The following is a 20,081-nucleotide window of genomic DNA, read 5'->3' on the forward strand; positions in this document are numbered from 1 at the left end:
AATGACGACTTCTAAAGTATCCGCTTTTCAGACGACCAAATCTGTGAAGCGGTTTTTTCTTTCTTTTCTTTTTTCAGTAGTATCTTCATTTAGTAGCTCTAGAGTGTTCAACAAGAGCAAACTCTCCACGTTCAAACGCATCGATTGCATATTCAATCAATGCAATTCCTACACTTTGATCCGTTTCAAGTTCATGTTTTAAACGAAACGCCTCTATTTTTTTACTCATATCATCTTCAAAACGAACCAACATAGCTCTTTTCTTTCGTGCAGGTGTAGCTGTACGAGTATAAGTTACCATCCTAATCCCTCCTTCAGAAAAATGTGTTACACTTTCAAAATTAACATACTACAAAAGAGATTACAATAAACTCATTGATATATTTGAGAATAATTGATATTATTCTTCATAGAAGTCTTAAAAAGACAAAATTAAAGACGCCTCAAAAAATCCGATTTTTTGAAGTGATCATATATTCATTTTTATAAATATAAAATTCTTTTATTTGTGAAAACTGTTCCCGCAGTTGTTCACGCCTTTCTATCGAATTTCCTGATTCGCTAGACAAACCAAAAGCACTCCGTTTTACTTTTTTTATAAGTAAAGCGGTTTTTTTGTTTTTCTATTCCTTATACAGGGAGCTTAGAGAATAAAAAAGAGCATACGAAACTAGTCGTATGCTCGGTGCTTCCATAACATAGTACAAAACGGGAATATTTAAGATGTTTTCAGTTGCAATTATCTTAAACTTCCGGGAATATGTCAAGAGCACGCAGTTCGACAAAGTTTCAATTTAGCTAGTTCCCACTAGCTATAAGGATGTTTTACTTAAGAAGATTGTTTCTTCTGGTTTATCTATCTTCTTATATAACTAAAGCAAATCTAATAAGAATAGTACATACTTATGATACGGTTCACCTTAATGTTGTTAGTTTCCATTTTCTATATTTTTCCTTACCATCGATTCTTCGCTATTTTCACCAAGACAACGTATAATAAGAGAAGCAGAAGAAGAATTCATTTTTCCTCTAGTTAAAAAAAGAGGTGCAATTACTTGAAACAATTTGAAACAGCATTACCTGAGCAGTATGAAACATTAAAAAAACAGGCCAATTATACGTCTAGCTGGAGAGAGCGTTTAGACGCAGTCGAAAAGTTATCGGCTTATCAACATGACAAAATCATAGATTTATTAAAAAATCGTATGCAGCATGATACTGTCAACAAGGTGCAATTAGCAGCCTATGAAGCACTTGCGGCGCTTGGCGAGGACGTAGAGAAACCATCACCTGCACGTTTTGATATTATCAAAGGAACAGATAAAATTTTCCTGCGTGTTAAAAAGAGCTTGCCGAAGGACCATACAGTGGCAGACTTTGCGGATAAACTAAAACGTATGCGTTTAGATGTCTTTGATGCGTATGAAGGCGACAAAGGTGTACAATTTATGAACTGGTTAGAGGAACGTTGGGCAAAACTGTAATCAGTAGTTTTGAGATTTATGAAGGAAAGTCATTCTCTCTGCTTGTGGAGGGAATGGCTTTTTCTTATCTTAAGCTGCGGTTCATCGAAACTAATATTAAGTTGTACTACTTCTTTTCTTTGATCATCTATCTCTATTGTTTAATGATAAAACAAACACCTTCTTCAACTAACCTGCGCAGTTAGTACAATAAGAAAAACATACTAAGATTAGTAGTGCAGACCAAGGCATTGGTTCGTACTACTATTTTTTTATATAGTAGAGGTGAAGAATAGGTCGGGCAGCTCTTTGGATCTTGAATCCGTAAAAAAAACTGACCTACTTCACAACCTTATTTGAATCAGGTTTAAGTATGTTGGATCCTTTGAGATCGTGTATAAGAAATGGGAATCAATAAGGCTAATGTGAAGACTTCAAAACACATAGGGAGGGAGAACATGAAACATGTCATCGCCTTTGATATTAGTATGGGAAAGAGTTATATGGTTGTCTATAACGCGCTGAAAAAATGTCAGTTGGAAAAGGAAATTGCGCACAATCGTCCGGGATTTATGGACCTTAAAAAGTTAATTGATGACTTAATTGAAGGATATGATGAGCAACCTCATATCGTATTTGAATCTACAGGAGTCTATTCAAGAACACTGGAACGTTTCATGCAAGAGAACAACTATAGTTATTGCCTATTAAATCCCTTGGAAGCAAAACTCCAATGTGATTCCTTACGGATTCACAAAACGGACCGAAGTAATGCACATCGATTGGCACTCACACACTTTACGCACGAAAGACGGATTGAAACAGATTCCAATGATGTTTACCGTCAGTTAAAACGATTATCGAGACACTACAGCGAATTGGATGATGAATTGAGCGTCACCCGCAGTCGATTGCATAAGGTCGTCCAGGAAACATTTCCTGAACTCGAGAATATCTTCACGACCAAGTCTGAACTGTTCCTAAACGTAGTACAATTATACCCTCATCCAGATCTAGTCTTGAATCATTCAAAAACAATCATTAAAAATCGAATACTCGCAAACACAAATAAACGAATGGCAGTAAACAAAGCAGAGGAAAAAGCTGTTGAATTAATAGAGGCCGCAAAGCAATCTTACCCCGCCGCGTCTTCAACAGATGTGGTTTGTGATCAAGTTCGTGTATATGCTAAACGGTTTCAAGAGCTTCTCCTTCAGAAAGAACAATGTATCAGTAAAATGGAGTCGATAGCCGAAAGGCTTGAAGAGTATAGCATAATACGTAGTATTCCGGCTATTGGAGCTAACTCAGCTGTCAGAATCATAGCAGAAATTGGGAACATTCAGAGGTTTGACAACAACAGACAGTTGAATGCCTATACAGGTATTGATATTAGGCGGTATCAATCCGGGAAGTTTATAGCTAAAGACAAGATTAATAAACGCGGCAATAAACACCTACGTAAAATAATGTATCTAACCGTTCAGAACATGATTAGACAGCGACGATTTGGTGGAAATCACATCGTTGAGTACTACGATAAATTAAAAACGCAACCCTATAACAAATGTCATAAGGTTGCCTCCGTCGCATGTGTAAACAAGTTATTGAAAACGATCTTCTTTCTTGTCACACATAATCAAAACTACGACTACAGGTTGGCTCCCTAGTACAGTCGTAGCATCAGTTTAACATACTAAAGCCTTATGAAAAATCGAAAAATCACTAGGCTTATTCAGCATGGCCCAATTTATCAAAATAATATCAGAGAGTTAAGAAAGTTATTATAGATACTTGACTAATCGTAAGAAAGAGCTGCATATGCAACTCAATGATCTTCAAGTAAACCCCATTAGTTTAAGAAGTTCTAAAGTAAAAAGGGAACAATTTCATTCCCTTTCACTTTAATTTATGCTTTCAGCTATTGTCATAAAGCTTTTAGTATTTTAAGACAAACACCATTAACAGATTATTACCATGATTGTTTATGGGGAAATGATAAGTGTTCAGTAAGCCCCTTCGTAAAGAGAATGCGTAAATACAAACAAAACCAGCAAAACACCTTTTCGGTGTCGTACTGGTTTTGTTGAAGTACATCTTAAATTGTAGTTAGTTCAACGTGATTGCAAATTCCGAGTTCGGCGCGCCAGCAAATACAACCGTTCCGTTCATCGGCAGTTGTACTTTGTTATTGCCGCTTACAACGGTAAAATTGATACCTACTCCATTCTCATCATACACCGCGAACGAACTCTTCGATGGCAACGCCACGGTCATCGTTTTCCCTGCTGCCGCTTGCGGAATCGTAAACCATTTCGCATGCCCATTTGCTTGCAGCGTAACTTTGGATGATTGGCTTACATCCAGCGGTTTTACGTTGGTTTCACTTACGTATAAAAATCCGGACATCTCCATATATTCATTACCGCCTTTTGTATAGAAACGAGATTCCGTCGTATCACGGCCTGCCATCCCAGGGATCTGGAGCTGATGTGCAGCCGTGTTTGGGCCGGTAATTTTTCTGCCGTTCCAATAGCCCTCTAGACCATCATGACGATTAATTTGTGTTGTAAGCAACAGTGGTACGAGATATTGAGCAGAACTATATTTCTCGTTTACGAGATAGAACTTGACCCCCTCCCGCTTTGCCCATGCGGCAGTGGTTTCCTTCGACAGCACATTGTCTTCAAGTTTCTCGGCTACATATTGAGTCATCGCTATTTGCCCTAAACCTGGCACCGATGGATATGTACTCTCCTTCAAATAAGTTCGTCCATTCTTCTCAGTGACGAAATTGATGGTACCATTCTCATTATTAAAGCTTCCATTCGCAGTATATACATATTTTTCTTTTGGATTATATGGGCTCTGGTAGATTAGTTCTCCATTCTTCGTAATTTCTATTTTGAAATAACCTAAACTATTTCCGTAAAAACCCGCTTTCTTCACTACGTCTTGAGGCATTTTGGCTTTGACCGGCTTGCCAAAGGATTTGTTCGGCTTGATATCCTTAATTGTGCCCTTCTCTTTAAGCGCAGTGAGCAGTAATTCAGTCGCCATCAGTTGATTTACAGAACTCCCGCCGCCGGATGACAACACAGCCACTGCCATCTTCTGTTCAGGAAGTACGACCAGTGAAGCATGTTGTAAAAACGTGTCTCCGCCCTTAACCAAGCCCTTTATTCCATATTCACTGAATGGATATAGTTTCACACTATCCCAGCCAAGACCATAGTTGAGATTGTTAGCTTCATCCCCCGGCCACATTCCTTTTTTATATTCCTCTTGCTCCATCGCTTTGACTGCCTTATCAGAGAGGATCCCTTTTTCCTGTCCCATAAATAATTGTGAGAATCGCACCATATCTTCTGCTGTGGAAGAGATCCCTCCCGCCCCGATAACATTCACCGATTCAGTGGGAAGCTGCCCTTGGTACATTGGAAAATAAAGTCCAGCCCGCTTATCATCTTCCAATTTGTCCTGCGGCGTTTTCGTATGATTTAGCTTTAAGGGTTCTGTAAACTGTTTATGTAGAAATTCGGTAAAGCTCAGACCGCTGACTCTTTCCACCAAAATCTCAGCCAGCGTAAAGCCGTCGTTGCAGTATACCGAGAACGCGCCAGGATCCGCCTTCAAGTGCTGGTTGGACAATCGCTGCAACAAGTTATCATGGGCATAGGTATCATTATCTTTAAATAAAAATGCATTCCTATACGCAGTACCTTGCAAGCCGGAGGAGTGGTTCAACAGCATACGCGGCGTAATGCTTTTGTAACGCTCGTCTTTCATTTTGAAATCAGGAACATAGTGGACAACAGGAGCATCCAAATCAACTTTTCCTTCGTCGACCAATTTCATCACAGCCGCCGTTGCATACATTTTACTGACTGAACCAATCCCGTATAGGGTATCTTTGGTCAGCGGCTGTTTCCCTTTCATATCGTTCTTACCTGCCTGACCCGACAAAATAATTTGGCCATTGTCAATTAGCGCATACTGCACGCTATTCGTCTCATACGACTTCGTGAGTAGCGCAGCCTTCTCTGCCGCAATCTTCTTCAGTTCCTGGCTAGCTACTTCTTGGCTAGCTACAACCGTAGTCTGACTGCTAGAAAACGCCATCGCCCCTGTTGGTAAGCTCATCGTTAACGCTAATGTAGCGGCTAACACCCCAGATAGTTTATTTTTCATAAAAGAATTGCCTCCTTAGATAAGTGATTGATTTCATTGCTGTTATTTCGAACAAAGGTATCTCCTTGTTGTCTTTATTTAACAGATGGTAAAAATTTATAGAAGCTGCCTTCCATAAGATATTTATCAAGTAATTTCTCAAAATTGCTTACAAGAGATTCAATTTTTTCATTTCTAATACAACCAAACTAATGCGGTAATCATTGTAAGACAAGAATTTGCGCAATCCTTTCCCATAGGATTCCATTTACTAGTTCATTCATTTTTTTCTCCTCCAAATTGTTTATTTACCCTTAATACGATTACGTTCGTCTAATCGTTCACTCACGAAAAAATAAATAAAAAAAATCTCAGGAATTTGATCCTGAGACCTTTCTTTTAAATATTTTTCTTGCAAAAATAAGATAGATAATAAGATACGCTGGAAATTGAATAAGGCCTAAAAAGCCCCATAGCCAAGCATTGTGTCCCCTCTTCCGTGCATCCCAAAACATCCATGAGCTCTGACAAATCAGAATGAATGCAATCACGATGCATAACCAAAGCGGTGTGCTACTTAGTTCATTTGAGATCATTCATTACTGACCTTCTTTCTAGTTTTTTTAAGCGCTAAGGGCAATAAGATAATCCCCACAAGCTGAAAATAAAGAAAAAGAATTGGCTGACGATAAACGACAGCAATCCCAACCGAAAGCACAAATACTGCAACAGAGATAAACGTGAGGAGGTCTTTCCATTGTTTTTTTCGTATTCTTTTTTTCTCTAATTCAACAATCTGTTGAAACCATTGTAAGCTTGGAGTAGATACTGGATTCCATTGATCCAGTTTTTCTAAACCATCTATTAATTGCTTAACCGTTAATTCATTTTCATCATCCAACATAGAATTACTTTTTTTAGAATCATACTCTTTCAAGTTCAGCCAACTCCTTTCGTACACTTTTTAGACCATTTGAAACTCGAGATTTTACTGTTCCTTCTGCAATACCCATCATTTTTCCAATTTCCTTATATGAATATCCGTAATAATGCTTTAACACGATTGGCATACGTATTTCTTCATTAATTTGAGCAAGTACATCAAGTACATCATTCCATTCTTTGTTCATAATGGCTGCATTCCATTTCATTTTTCGGAGCGCTTGTTCCTGCTCTAGCCAGTTTTTCTCCCGCTTCTTTCTGCGCTGTTGATCGATAAAAAGGTTCGTTGCGATTGTGATGAGCCATGATGAAAACTTGGATTCACCATTATACAGTTGGATTTTTTCAATACACTTCATCATCGTCTCTTGTGTTAAATCTTCTGCGATTTGTGGATGAAGAGTAACTTTCATTAAATACTTTACGAGGAACGAATAATTCTGTTGTAGCAGTTTCGAAAGAGCCAATGTATCTCCTTTTTTCGCTTTTCGAATTAAATCCTTTTCATCCATGAGATCTACTCCATACAATAATGATTTATATGTAATACGATTTACTGGGAAAAATCGTTCATTTTCAAAATAAAGAATCACAACAAAAATCCATCTATTAGTATTTATTAAGTAGTTTACTTAAAAGTTATATATTTGACCAAAAACCAAAGTATTGTTCTCATTCAACGAGTTCAGAATACTTGTTTCATTATTATAGTATTATCAAACTATTATGTTTTGTTTAAGTATGTCTTCTTTAACTAACTGGCCCGTTTGTGGAATAAGAAAAAATCCTGTTTTGATACAGGATTTTTAATCAAACTTTATTAAAATAATCAATGTTTATTTTAATTTATCGAACTTTGTTTTAAATGATCAATCTTTTTTATAAAACTACATATAGGATAGACTTTTTTCAAAGTGTCTATCTTATAGGGTACAGTTTAGTATTTTAATTACCCTATATTCATGCAATAAACCATTGGGTGTAGCACTTTAGAATCCTTAGTTAGACTTCAACAACTATGTTTAATAAGGAATTCTTAAAATGCCATTTATTTTTGGTTTTATAAATCATGCACCGAATCAAGTGTTATAGCTCTCCAACGTTTTGTTCTTAAATTAAATTCGATTGGTAATTTGCAATTTTGGGTAAATGTGACGCATTTCCTATCTCCAAAGAGGTAGGATGTAGCGCCTGCCCATTTCGGGTGCGATAGGTAAGTATTTGAAATTATCTCCAACTTTTCCCCCGCCCAACACGGTACGTGCGACTTTCACCGCATACCGCGTGCCATCAACGCTAATAAGCTAATCGTTACCCTCACGATTTTCTGATTTCCAGAAATAATTTTAGAAGTTTATTTTCTGATTTCCAGCTTTTTCTCGAAAACTGTTCAATTTATCTAGTTGTTCTTTATTCAAGTTCAATATTTTGATATATTCCAAAGTCTTGCGCTCTATGGTGGTGTGAATTACATGAACTTCCTCTAACACTAGAGCGAGGTTGTTATATCCATCATCTTTTGACAAATACCATGGAATGATATGGTGGCAATGCATATCCCAGGGCATCATTTCTTTTCCTGTGACTGCACATAGTCCTTTTTGACCGACATATTTAGAAATTCTGTTGTCATTAAGCTCAACAGTTCCTCTTTGTTCGTGTCTTATCGGATTTTCCCTCAACCATCTCAGTAAACTTTCTGGTATTTGTGTCTGCCTTTGATGAATAAGCTTTCTACCTTCTAATGTGTATTGATTAATCTTAGCCATCTTACTTTGAGCATTTTTAGTTTGTACGAGTGCTACAGGTAAGATAACTAAACCATGTATAAAACGTATTTGTTTTGACTTTAGATAAGGTTTATATGATTTATCCACACTCTTTTGATTGACATTTCCGTATCGAGAGTATCCAGCATCTTTGTTCCGATTATATAGGGTTCTGTGTATCCCTATTCCCAACTTATTAAAGCTATCATTTACATGAGTAGCAATACGATAATAGTTATGAATTCCTATTATCTTGCTGTTGTATTTACGAATCTCGTGTTGAGTATAAATACTATTGGGAAGTTTACTAATCTTAACTATCTGCCTTTTTAAGTCATTTTTAATTCGTATTAATGACTTCTCTGATACGTGTGAATAACAAACCCATTTATTTGCTTTCTTTGCAAGTTTTAGAGAGAAACCAAGAAATTCAGTGGCCTCTTTCTTTAGGTTTGTTATTTTGGACTTTTCTTCTGATATTGGTAGGTGCAATCTTTCCATTAGCCATTGTTTTGCTGCATGGTAGATTTTTTCTGCACTTTCCTTATTGCGACAGAAGATTTTAAAGTCGTCGGTATATCTTACCAAGTACATCTCCTTAAGATTTGTTGATTTCCTTAGCTTTTCGGTGTGGTGCGACATATTTTCTGTGCCATTGTACATGTATCTATGTCCAATTTCCGCACAATGTCTTGTCGCCCACTGGTTAGCTATCCACCAATCAAATTCATTTAAATTGATGTTGGCTAGTAAAGGGCTAAGAATTCCACCTTGAGGAGTACCTTTGGTTGGTTGAACGACTTTTCCGTTTGTCAAAACAATGGGAGCTTTAAGCATCTTTCGGAGAATAACTAATAATTGCTTATCTCTTATGCCTAATGTCCACAACTGTCTCATCAATTTCGTGTGGTTTACTTCATCAAAGAAACCTTTTATATCAATGTCTACAACCCATGATAAGTGAGCCCGGTTCATTCTCATAGCTACATCTGCTATTGCGTGCTCTGTTGACCTTTGTGGTCTGAAACCATAGCTATGTTTGTAGAATTTCGCTTCACATATCGGTTCAAGAATTTGAAGGATACATTGTTGAGCAATTCTATCCAAAATTGACGGAATACCTAGCGGGCGTTTTTCACCATTTGCTTTTGGTATCTCTACCCGTCTAACTTTTCTAGGATTGTAATGATTGAACCTTTTTTGAACAATTTCGATAAATTTTTCGATTCCAAGCTGTTCTAAATCTTCGATGGTTTGCCCATCAATACCCTTAGGGACACTACCTTTATTGCGTTTAATGTTTCTGTACGCCATAAGAATATTGTCCCTTGAGGTAATTATTTTCATTAAACTTCTGAAATTATTACCTTCTTGACTCTGTTTGTATAGGTCAACTTGAATATCCTCCATACCGTAGTATTCAGAGTGTCTAAGTCTCGCTACTTTCAGAGTGTTCTTTATCGTCATGGTCTATCACGCACCTTTCACTGGCTCGTGACCTTTTAAGTCTTACGAGAATCCATGTTACTTGTGAGGTGATTAGTTTTATTAGTGTTGACTAGTGGCTGTTCCTCCAGTTTCATTACAAAACCTTCTTAGGTCGCGCCACCGCTCTCACTGTGATTAGAAACTCTTAGCTTAAATGTTATGCACATTAAGTTTACCGAGTCTTGACATTATCATTGATTGTGTAATCTCCAATGTTCACAGCTTTCCTCGTTCCAACAAATCTATCAATGTCTCGGGTTAGATGCCTCACTTTGTCCCGCCATCTTCTTAACTGCCTGTAACAGTTACCGGATTTTCTTAACGACCATCTTTACTCATCCGTGAGATGGAGCAGTATTAACTGCGCCCTACTGTTAGTTAGGGTGCTTTGTTTCGAGACTTACATTCGTGGGTTCGTCAGTGTCTACACACATTCTCACCATACCGAGTTTTTTACGACTCCCGACTTATCAGATACAGCCAGTACCTCTACTAGACCTTTCGTTCTTACCTTTCCTGTGTTACGCAGGAACCTTCAAAGACGGTATCTTTTCAGCCGACTTCAACGAGCTTCATACCACTTCAGCTTACACAAGCGTTAGTCGCATGTCGTAGTATTAGAGAGAGCGTTTCAAGGCGTTACCCTATCATTCCACTCTTCGATTTGTTAGTTCTCCAAAGTATTTAAGGACTTCTTATAAATTAAGAAGTTCTCGGACTTTGTGCACTATCTTTTCAATAGTGAACGAGTCGCACGGTCATCAAGGCCTTTACCATCATTTAAATTCCAAGTCCATATCACGCTCTCTACTCCTAGTTTAGCGACTTCAATCGCAAAACGATTGACAATATCCATTAGTGTCGCCTGCTTCTTTACACTTTCTTCTAAATCATTTTTGCGTTGTAATGTGTCCATATCGAACGCAATTATTAGCTTTTCTATGTTCCATTTTTGAATAAGCTTTAAAAGTTGAGAAAAATTACCTACTCCTGGTAACCCAGCTGCTAATACATTAAACGTTTTTGCACTTATTTTCGCTTTGTGCTCACCTTCTAATACTAACAAAGTTCTTGTTGATATTACATTTGCGACATTAACACCTGTTTCCCATGTTTTCAAATAATCTGGTGGAACCTCAATTGTGATAGGTGCACCACTAGATACCCCATTACGTCGTGCTTTTGTAATAGTTTTTTCAATTCCAATGTTATGAGTTGAAGAAAACCACACATATTTAGGATCTCCACTATCTTTACGTACACGTAGTCGTATTATAAATCCATCCTCATTAAACACAGGTATAAAATATCCTTTTGACGCACTTAAAACATAGAACCAATGGCCATCATGTTCCTTTCCATTAGCATCTACAAATACTCCTGCTTCTCCTAATACTTTAGGAAATTTAGAATCAAAATAATCAGGTTGGAAAACTTGTGATAAACCAGGAATACGTTCAAATTGATAGTTAAACGAATATAATCTTGTGTAAATGTTGATCCATTCTTCCAAAGTAGGCACGGAACGAAACATATGAAGATTTATTTCTTCGACTGAATAACGACGGTTTTCCATTAATTCCTCTACATGATCTTGTCTAAGTGGACACATAGCTAGAAACGCACGATAAAAGGCATCAACTATTTGAGCAGTTTGTGGTTCAAGTTCCTTAGAAATAACCTTTACTGTAGGTTTGTAAGTGTTGTTTCCAGGTTTCATAATTATTCCACGATCATCTTTCACTTCAATGTCCATAAGTTGTGCTACGCCTAATACTGATTCTTTGAATTTTCCCTCCCTTTGTCCAAATTGGTACCATGAAAAGAGAGAAATTGAGTTATTACCTCTTACTTCAGCACAATGAAAACAGTTAAAAATGTTTTTATTAATCTCAATGCAACAAGTATCAAATTTAGACTCGTGATGGGCAGGATTGGGGCAAGGAATGAACAATTGTTTTCCAACCTGTTTTGTTGGAAGACCTAACGCATGCACTAGATCTATAAGTGACACTGCTTTTACTCTATTAATACTTTCTTGACTGATCTTTGCCATATTTAACAGCTCCTAAAAAAGTTTTAACTCCTAGACGAAAACAAAAAACGCCCATTAAGAAACGAAGGCACGACAAAAAAGTCGTAATCGTCACTCAAATAAGCGTTTTAAATAAATATGCTCTTCCATGTGGATTGAGCGTAAAAGATTCGAGAAAAGTAATACTTTAAGTATAAAGAACCATTTATATTTTGTCATTATAAATATGTCAGAGTTATTGATATATATAGGATTTAATTAGAGAATGCAGAAATCCTGTAGCTTTGTAATAAAGTTTGATAAAAAATATCCCACAAACAAGCTTTTTCTATAAATAAAAAGATTTCCTTTTGAAAAAAATTATCAAAATGGTGTCTTATATTGTAATACTAAGATTTATTTTTATAAAAAAGATTGATTATTTTCTTCCTATGTTGTTCAACAATAGCGCCCTTTAATTGAATAACTAAAATCTGATTTCAATCATAATATCACTTTATTCTTATTAAACTAACGCACTCCGTTAGTTCAACAAGAAGTTCCTTTTAAACTCCAGTTTATAGCTTTTTTAACTAATTCGTTAACAAAAAATTCTTTACCTTCTTGATACTTATGAATATCATTTGGAAACTGTTTAGCTAATTTTATTTTTAAATTCCCGTAACTTCTTGCGTCCTCTGGGTTATTAATTAAGTATTCCTTGAAATATAAATGTATCCTAATATTTTCAATTCCCTCTTGATAGACATGTACGTGGTGGGTTCTTCTTTCCTTACCCTTTGGAAAATACCTTCTACCTGATATGCCATTTTCACCTCTAGGGTCATACCCTATTGAAGCCATTTTTTCGTTATATAAATCAACTTTCTCAATATCATTTACAATAACCAAGATGTCTACAATCGGTTTAGCAAAACCAATGGTCGGTATAGATGTACTCCCTATATGATGAATTCCAAGCAATTCATCTTTAAAAGTATCTTTAAGTATAATTTCTTCTTTATAAAATTGTTTTACCCAATCCTCTGTCCAAGGAAGTATTTCAGTTTTTCTCATCGGCAGCCCTCATAAAACTTAAAATTTGATTTTATTTTGGTGATTCCTTCTTTCACTAAACTGCATCGTTAGCCATCCATGAAATGTAAAAATCAGCACTTCACCACAGAAAATGAAAGATGATTAAGTTCTTTCATGGGAGTTTTATAACATATTGTTGAGCTGACACAAACCGTGAATCGAAAAGTTATTTATCAGAAAAACAGGGTTAGAAATCCATTATTTATAATTAGTAAGCCAGTCAATTAATTGTTCAAAGTTACTTGAGAACATTACGTTGCCTTTAGTATTAGACTTTTCAAGATGAATTAGAATATCCCCTTCTTCTAATAAAAAAGCGACTGCAATAGAGTTCTCTAATATATTATTAGAGTATAATTTATCTTTCCACAATTTTTGTACAGAATAATGCTCTGGAGTATAACCTTTACGATTAACTAACAACTTAAACTTTTTGTCTTGTTTAATAAATGAATAGCACGTTTTTTCAAATGAATTAAACCATGTGTTTACATCAGCAAGAGTTATGTAACCTGTCAAATTAGTAATAATAATATCTTCAGAAATGGATGTACTTACATTTTTAACATTCAATAAAAAAACAACCCCTTTCCGTCATTATAAACCAAATAATGTAAGTTTGGTATGTATTTTAATATTGCATAGTTCGAAGACATTACGCTTGTTAAATTAACCTGCTTCGTTAGCTTAAGTACATTGTTTCACAAACTCACATCAAGATTAACATAAAATCTTATTTTTAATTTAGAAGTGTTATTCAATTAAATGGCCCGATTGTTGAACACAAGGTTAAACATCATTGTTGAACTAACCTGCCCCGTTAGCTCAATAAGAAAAAAGATGCTACCTCAGCAACATCTTGTTTAAATCTTGCACCCCGTTAGCCATCCATGTAGCGCAAAATCGGCGCTACACCACAGAGAATGAAAATGTGAAAATCGGGTATAGGATACTACGGCTGGGAGAGGAAGGTCGATGAACTATGGTGCCATAGAGCCCATCCGTTAGTCTGACTCCAACGACCACGGTGCATCACAGAATGTCGCTCCCTTACGGGAAGCACTCATGGGAGATTAATCCTACTCTGGTTGTTGCACCAGCCTCCAACACTATTTGCCGTAGAAAGGATGATTACAATGGAAGTAATCATTGAACGCGCATGTGGGATGGACGTTCACAAGGATTCCATTACTGCATGTGTTATGACTCCAAAAGGAAAGGAGATTCAAACGTTTTCCACTAAAACTGTATTTCTATTACAGTTAATCGACTGGATCAAGGAGCATGGTTGTACCCACGTAGCAATGGAGAGTACAGGTGTATTTTGGAAGCCAATCGTTAAGTTACTTGAAGCTGAGAATGTTGAATTTTTAGTAGTGAATGCTCAACATATGAAAGCAGTACCAGGTCGCAAGACCGATGTGAAAGACGCAGAATGGATCGCCAAACTATTTCGACACGGACTGCTCAAAGCAAGTTTTATTCCGGACCGAAATCAACGAGAACTACGAGAGTTAGTTCGATACCGTCGTAGTATTATTGAAGAGCGTGCTAGACAACATAATCGGATTCAAAAGGTACTAGAAGGAGCAAATATCAAACTTGGCTCCGTTGTCTCCGACATTATGGGTGTCTCATCTCGTGACATGCTTCATGCCATCGCAGATGGAGAGGATAATCCTGAAAAACTAGCGAGCTTTGCTCGAAGAACAATGAAGAAGAAAAAGGACGAGCTTGAACTCGCTCTTCGCGGGTATATCAATCCACATCAGCGGCTAATGTTAAAAACCATTCTAACCCATATTGATTTTCTGAGTGAACAGATTGAACTGTTAAATCTGGAGGTAGCTACTAGACTTTCTTCTCACCAAGAAGATATAGAACGGTTGGATTCCATTCCTGGCATCGCTACTCGAATGGCTGAGCAAATCTTAGCAGAAGTCGGAACCGACGTGGAGAAGCAATTCCCCAGTGCGGCTCACTTATGTTCCTGGGCAGGGCTAGTACCTGGACACAACGAGAGTGCTGGTAAAAGGAAATCAACTAATATGAAAAAAGGAAACAAATACTTGAAATCAGCTTTAATAGAAGCCGCTCATTCTGTGAGAGGATCCAAAACCTACCTGGGTGCAATGTATAGACGAACTGCTTCGCGAAAAGGTAAAAAGCGAGCAGGAATATCCGTTGCCCATGCAATTTTAAGAATCGCCTACTATCTCTTAACACGCAAAGAAATGTACGTAGACTTAGGTGAAGATTACTTTGACAAGCAAAAAGAACAATCTATTGTACGATATTCAGTTCGAAGACTTGAAAACTTAGGGTATAACGTCACAATCGTTGAACCGGATGCCTCCTAATCCAACAAATAATTCTTCCTAATTTTGACGCTGCAAATTTTAAAAAACAAATGGGCTGCGTCTGCTTTCGTGTTGTCTTTATTCCGAAATTGAAGAGTTTTATTTTCATGGGAGTTTAATTAGAAGCTGATAAAAGGACCTAAAAAGGAAAAGTACGTTGCTAGATAAGCCGCTAGACCGTAGAAGAGCCCCATGATTACAATGCCAATACCAAACATCGCATCGCTTTTAATTTTGAACAGCAAATACTCCAAGTGCAACCAAGCAAATACTTATAAAACAGCTTGTAAGCACATTCATACTAAAACTGCCAAACACTGCAAGAAGGACTGAAATCACATAGAACATAAAAAATAAGAAGTTCCCCATATATAAACCTCTTTCTTAATTCAATGTGTTAAGAAATGAGTTGCTAACTAATGTTAATACTTGCTCTTGTTGTAATCTTTGGTTAAGTAAATATTCTTTTAAAAAATCCTTATCTAGTAATGCTAAAATTTGTAGGATTTCATCTTCGGCAATTGCACTAAACATATTTGCAAGTTCTTCCTGTTTGCAAACTTCTAAAGTGTCTAAGCGATTTATAATGTCAGAATTAACATTGGTAGATAACAAATATTGCCTTACTTGCGAGTATGAGTTTCTTTCCCCCATGCTTTCCTCCTCTCTAAATGGCTGAATCAATATTTAACTCATTGAGCTATTTTTAAAATATCATTTATTTAAATTTGAAAAGTGACAGCGTTTAGGGCATTTATAGTCCAAAAATAAAAAACGCAACACTTATATGTGCTGCGTTTCATCATTAAACGATAGTTCATTTTTTTATAGAAAACATTGATATACCTTTGGAAAAGCTATGTAATTTATATTAGAAATGGTATAATAAAGGAGTAACAAAATAGAGGTTTCATGGGCGGTTAGCATACATTTCTTCACCTATTATCTTCAGTTTTTAAAGGGGAAGGAGATGCTGCTAATGACAGTTTTTGAAGGATTATCATTAATGATCAGTTTCGCTGGACTGATTGTTTCGATTATCGTCTTGTCATATACTTTTTCACAAAAAAAGTAAACCGCCCCTGCCTCCAAGCATTCGGGTCAGTTTACTTTCACTGAGTGCTAATCGCCTTTGAAGCGATTTGTTTTGTTACTGACCGAGTAGTGTTCCAGCACTATTCGGTCTTTTTAATCTGTTCCTTATCTGATTAAATTATAACATATTGACATTAAAATTCAAGATATTTGAACTGTTCTAAGAGCAGTTTTGAATCTATGTAATCTCTTTGTAGCACCCCAATAAAAGGTATTCTGTCTTCAGGAATAACGTCCTTGATATCCAAGAAACAAGTACTCCATTTGCTCTTTATAACAAATCACTAACAAAGTTGATTAATAAAAAATCTAATCTCCTTTTCCTTTAAAAATGCGCTGAGTTGCTATATGTGCCCCCTGATCGTAGATACTGTTAAAAAAGTGATTATAAAAGTTATTGATAAAATCTTTTTGTCCTGGTCCATAGTCCATAGTCTCAAGAATTTCTAAAAACTTTTGAATCTATCAAGCATTTCTTTTACCTCCATTCATGTGATGTACTTGCCCTACGTGGTCTTCGAGCGCGGCCAGGTAATCGATGCCCTGCCGGATTTGCTGACGAACCACTTAGCCGATAAACCCACACCTGAAAAAATTGCACTCCATACGACCGTGCTTGTGGAAACAGGCAAGGCACTGGCTGTACCCATCGCCCAGTTTTCAGCGGAGATCCTACGCACACAGGGCCTATCGTTCCCTGATTCGCCGATGAACTGGGTATACGACTCGAGCTATCAGTCGGCCTACGCACATTCCCTCTGGTCCGCAATGACAACCCACTTGAATGCTTTGCAGGCGACCTCAGCGCTTTTTCCTCTGCTTATGATATTGCCGTGATCGGCTGGCCTGACGTTAGCGGACAAATCTTCGTGGAAGAAGCCGCTCCGTTATTAGCATTGCCAGGACTCGCCTGAACCGATTGGGCACAAGGTCGGATTTTTTCCCCACATATTGAACATGTAATATCTTCTCGGTCTAATTCATCGTAATTCGTGTCATCCTTTATAATTCGATATAAAGGTTCAAGTAAATCCAATAAGCGACGCTTCTTCCACAATTGCGCCCGATTGTTGAAGATCGTTTTTCTTATTGAACTAACGCATTTGTTCGTTAAGTGTAACTCTTCACAATTACTTGATATAATATAGGTGAATAGAAAGATAAATTAAAATTTAGTTTAGTAGTTGTAAAAGTAGGTTATTTATATTATTCTCTTATAATTTTTCGAAAAGGAGAGTTTATGAAAAAGATTATTGTTTTTGTATTAACGATATTTATTTTATTCTCAGGATTTGCAACACAAAGTTATGCGTTGTCAGATTCGAAATCTGCGGCAATACAAGCGTTGCTAGATGATGCCTCTCGTATTTCAGGTGTGCCGGGAATGTCAATCTCAATACTTGCTGATGATGAAGTGTTCTACTTTTCTTCAGGGTATGCAGACCGTGAAAAGGGGGTGTCTGCAAGTGAAAATACACTCTATGAGTTAGCCTCGGTCAGTAAAGCTTTTACCGGTATGGGTATTATGCTGTTGGAAGAACAAGGGCTGCTCTCAATGACTGACCCTGTCCAAAAATATTTACCTTGGTTTACGTTAAAGTATCAAGGGAAACCTGTTGATATGCAAAGCCTTACACTAAATAACTTTCTTCACCATACCAGTGGTCTAACAAATATTAGGCATACTCAAAATATTCCACAAGGCAATACACCGGATATGTTGCAAAAGACTGTGGAAATGCTCGTAGATGCTGAATTGGCGTTCCCTCCCGGTGAACAGTATAACTATGGAACCGTTAATTATGACGTATTGGGTTTGGTTATTGAGATTGTGTCGCGACAAAGCTATGAAGACTTTATGAGGGAACAGGTATTTCAGCCGTTAGGTCTTCACCAGACGTATGCTTATAAAGAAGATGCTCAAGCCACTGGACAGTTGGCACAGGGCTACCGTACTTCCTTTTTTATGACAACTCCATTTAAAGCTCCGGATTATGCGGGGAATAAACCCGCAGGCTACATCATTTCTAATACAAAAGATATGGCGCGTTGGATGGGTATACAGATGGGTATTGTGCAGGACATACCCGAAATATTTCACACGGTTATCGAAAAATCACATAGGGGTGATATGTCTGTTTCGGCTGTCAACGATATGCATTATGCGGCAGGCTGGTCGGTAAACGCCGACCAAACGATTATAGAACACACTGGGGGCAATCCAAATTTCAGAACCGAAGTAGCCATACTGCTAAATGAACGAACAGCCGTCTGCTTGCTGAGCAACGGTGCAAATACCAATATAAACCTGGTACTAAAAGTTAAAGATATATTAGACGGCAATCTAACTCAGTCATATGAAATAAGCGGCACACAGCTTTTGGATATCACTTTGTCGTCTATCACAATTATTCTTTGCCTATTGGCCGTTTTGTTATTTCTCTTAGGATTACGCAGAAGGAAAACGAATGAGCGGCAGCCAATGACAAAAAAGAGAATAATCGTAACAATTATTTTCCTGATCGCTACGATTGCCCTGGGTATACTGTGCTGTGCTTTAGATTGGTCAACGATACTTATTTGGCGAACATATAGTGTTCTTACAGCTTTGATTTCGTCAGCATTATTAACAGCAAGCATTACATGGTTTGTATACACTCACCGATAAAATACCTTGCTCCCAAGATAAGCAAAATGTTAAGTAATTAAATTTCAATTTATCGGTATGCTTAATTTGAAAAACATAAGACACTTCGGTGTCTTTTTTAATATCATCGACAATTTTCCCAGCCAAACCTAATTACTATTACTTCCACTAACTTGTTCGTTCGGAATAAGGATTTTTAAACAACTATATTATTTTTTAAATGACTTTATTGTAAATTAAACAACAATATTATTTTTGCACAAGCGTCGTTAGGTAACATTTCTTAAAAAGACTGTTATTCAACAATCTGGCCCGATTGCGGATTAAGAAAAAAAACTATATATCAACACAGGATTTTTAATCAAACTTTTTTATAAAACTACAAATCCATTGATTTAATATTTTTAAACCTTTATAATTTTTGTATATTTGCAATAGCGATAAGAATTCTTCTTTTGTTTTCATATGGTGGTTCTTCTCACTTTTGTGATTGTCCTAAAATGCTCACTCGTTGGCTTCGAGTGAGCATTTTTATTTGTGCGCCCGGCATGCATATGAACTATAGGGTGTAAGTCCCGAACCCCGAAGACAGAAGTAGAGGTTAGCCAAGAGCAAGGGTGTCCGTGGCGACGCGGAATCTGAAGGAAGCTGGAGGCAAAACACCGGTCCGAGGAACACGAACCTCATAGAAGGCTAGGTATGATTGGATGAGTTTGCAAATCAAAACAAAGTCCTTTCTGTCGAAGGTCATATCGAGTAAATGAGGCGGATAGATGGTGTGAAAGTGCACGTGCTTACCCGGGGAGGTCTGATGGAAACGTGAAGTACCCTTCATAAATTACTTGGTGACAAGTAGCTGAACCATCAGAAGTCAGCAGAGGTCATAGTACGATTGGGTCTAGAACTAATCGGAAGGACCGAACAACTAAGAGAGAATAGCCCTTGGCATTCCATCTTGAATGAATAAACACAGAAAACAGAGAAACCTCACGCTTAGAAAGTAATGGTGAAGTCCATGAGGGTATTTGCGGAGGG

15 protein-coding genes are annotated in these 20,081 nt (G+C 37.1%); 5 read left to right on the forward strand and 10 right to left on the reverse strand.

From position 1 onward, the window contains the following. Window positions 1-85: 85 nt before the first annotated feature. Window positions 86-301 (reverse strand): hypothetical protein, encoded by a 216-nt coding sequence (locus tag AC3WSO_RS00275; protein WP_323654415.1) that lies wholly within the window; start codon window positions 299-301, stop codon window positions 86-88. A gap of 754 nt (window positions 302-1,055) precedes the next feature. Here AC3WSO_RS00275 and AC3WSO_RS00280 point away from each other — a divergent pair. Both AC3WSO_RS00280 and AC3WSO_RS00285 read left to right on the forward strand, forming a co-directional pair. Further along, window positions 1,056-1,484, forward strand: a complete 429-nt coding sequence (locus AC3WSO_RS00280) for a HEAT repeat domain-containing protein (RefSeq protein ID WP_492527755.1) — start codon at window positions 1,056-1,058, stop codon at window positions 1,482-1,484. Window positions 1,485-1,921: 437 nt separating this feature from the next. Further along, a complete protein-coding gene (locus AC3WSO_RS00285; protein WP_492527757.1) occupies window positions 1,922-3,133 on the forward strand; it encodes an IS110 family RNA-guided transposase in 1,212 nt (403 codons plus the stop codon). Between the two features lie 439 nt (window positions 3,134-3,572). On the opposite strand, the gene AC3WSO_RS00290 is transcribed toward AC3WSO_RS00285, so the two are convergent. From AC3WSO_RS00290 to AC3WSO_RS00320, 7 genes are all read right to left on the reverse strand, one after another. Next, window positions 3,573-5,654, reverse strand: a complete 2,082-nt coding sequence (locus AC3WSO_RS00290; protein WP_492527759.1) for a serine hydrolase domain-containing protein — start codon at window positions 5,652-5,654, stop codon at window positions 3,573-3,575. A 571-nt stretch (window positions 5,655-6,225) separates the two neighbouring features. Continuing rightward, window positions 6,226-6,570, reverse strand: a complete 345-nt coding sequence (locus AC3WSO_RS00295) for a YxlC family protein (RefSeq protein ID WP_492527761.1) — start codon at window positions 6,568-6,570, stop codon at window positions 6,226-6,228. Then, window positions 6,557-7,168: an RNA polymerase sigma factor SigY gene (gene sigY / locus AC3WSO_RS00300; protein ID WP_492527763.1), complete on the reverse strand. Its 612-nt coding sequence runs from the start codon at window positions 7,166-7,168 to the stop codon at window positions 6,557-6,559. The genes AC3WSO_RS00295 and sigY overlap by 14 nt, the downstream gene beginning before the upstream one ends. 753 nt (window positions 7,169-7,921) lie before the next feature. Continuing rightward, window positions 7,922-9,754, reverse strand: a complete 1,833-nt coding sequence (ltrA, locus tag AC3WSO_RS00305) for a group II intron reverse transcriptase/maturase (RefSeq protein ID WP_492527765.1) — start codon at window positions 9,752-9,754, stop codon at window positions 7,922-7,924. Between the two features lie 805 nt (window positions 9,755-10,559). After that, window positions 10,560-11,888 carry a CHC2 zinc finger domain-containing protein gene (locus AC3WSO_RS00310; RefSeq protein ID WP_492527767.1) on the reverse strand — a complete coding sequence of 443 codons (1,329 nt, stop codon included), beginning with the start codon at window positions 11,886-11,888 and terminating at the stop codon, window positions 10,560-10,562. A gap of 507 nt (window positions 11,889-12,395) precedes the next feature. Then, window positions 12,396-12,923 (reverse strand): GrpB family protein, encoded by a 528-nt coding sequence (locus AC3WSO_RS00315; RefSeq protein WP_492527769.1) that lies wholly within the window; start codon window positions 12,921-12,923, stop codon window positions 12,396-12,398. A gap of 219 nt (window positions 12,924-13,142) precedes the next feature. After that, window positions 13,143-13,517, reverse strand: coding sequence for an STAS/SEC14 domain-containing protein (locus AC3WSO_RS00320; RefSeq protein WP_354470968.1), 375 nt, complete (start codon window positions 13,515-13,517; stop codon window positions 13,143-13,145). A 563-nt stretch (window positions 13,518-14,080) separates the two neighbouring features. Here AC3WSO_RS00320 and AC3WSO_RS00325 point away from each other — a divergent pair. After that, window positions 14,081-15,304 carry an IS110 family RNA-guided transposase gene (locus tag AC3WSO_RS00325; protein ID WP_492528048.1) on the forward strand — a complete coding sequence of 408 codons (1,224 nt, stop codon included), beginning with the start codon at window positions 14,081-14,083 and terminating at the stop codon, window positions 15,302-15,304. A gap of 384 nt (window positions 15,305-15,688) precedes the next feature. On the opposite strand, the gene AC3WSO_RS00330 is transcribed toward AC3WSO_RS00325, so the two are convergent. Then, window positions 15,689-15,958: a hypothetical protein gene (locus tag AC3WSO_RS00330; RefSeq protein ID WP_492527771.1), complete on the reverse strand. Its 270-nt coding sequence runs from the start codon at window positions 15,956-15,958 to the stop codon at window positions 15,689-15,691. Window positions 15,959-16,283: 325 nt separating this feature from the next. On the opposite strand from AC3WSO_RS00330, the gene AC3WSO_RS00335 reads away from it, so the two are divergent. After that, the gene (locus tag AC3WSO_RS00335; protein WP_492527683.1) at window positions 16,284-16,379 is read left to right on the forward strand and encodes a putative holin-like toxin; all 96 of its coding nucleotides are present in this window, start codon (window positions 16,284-16,286) and stop codon (window positions 16,377-16,379) included. Window positions 16,380-17,219: 840 nt separating this feature from the next. Here the strand turns inward: AC3WSO_RS00335 and AC3WSO_RS00340 are convergent. Next, entirely contained in the window at window positions 17,220-17,435 is a 216-nt protein-coding gene (locus AC3WSO_RS00340; RefSeq protein WP_492527773.1) for a hypothetical protein, read from the reverse strand. A gap of 204 nt (window positions 17,436-17,639) precedes the next feature. Here AC3WSO_RS00340 and AC3WSO_RS00345 point away from each other — a divergent pair, with 204 nt between their 5' ends. Next, on the forward strand, window positions 17,640-19,067 hold the full coding sequence (locus tag AC3WSO_RS00345) for a serine hydrolase domain-containing protein (RefSeq protein ID WP_492527775.1): 1,428 nt from the start codon (window positions 17,640-17,642) through the stop codon (window positions 19,065-19,067). Window positions 19,068-20,081: the final 1,014 nt, after the last annotated feature.

This window comes from Lysinibacillus sp. EB106-09-02-XG168, assembly GCF_058791475.1.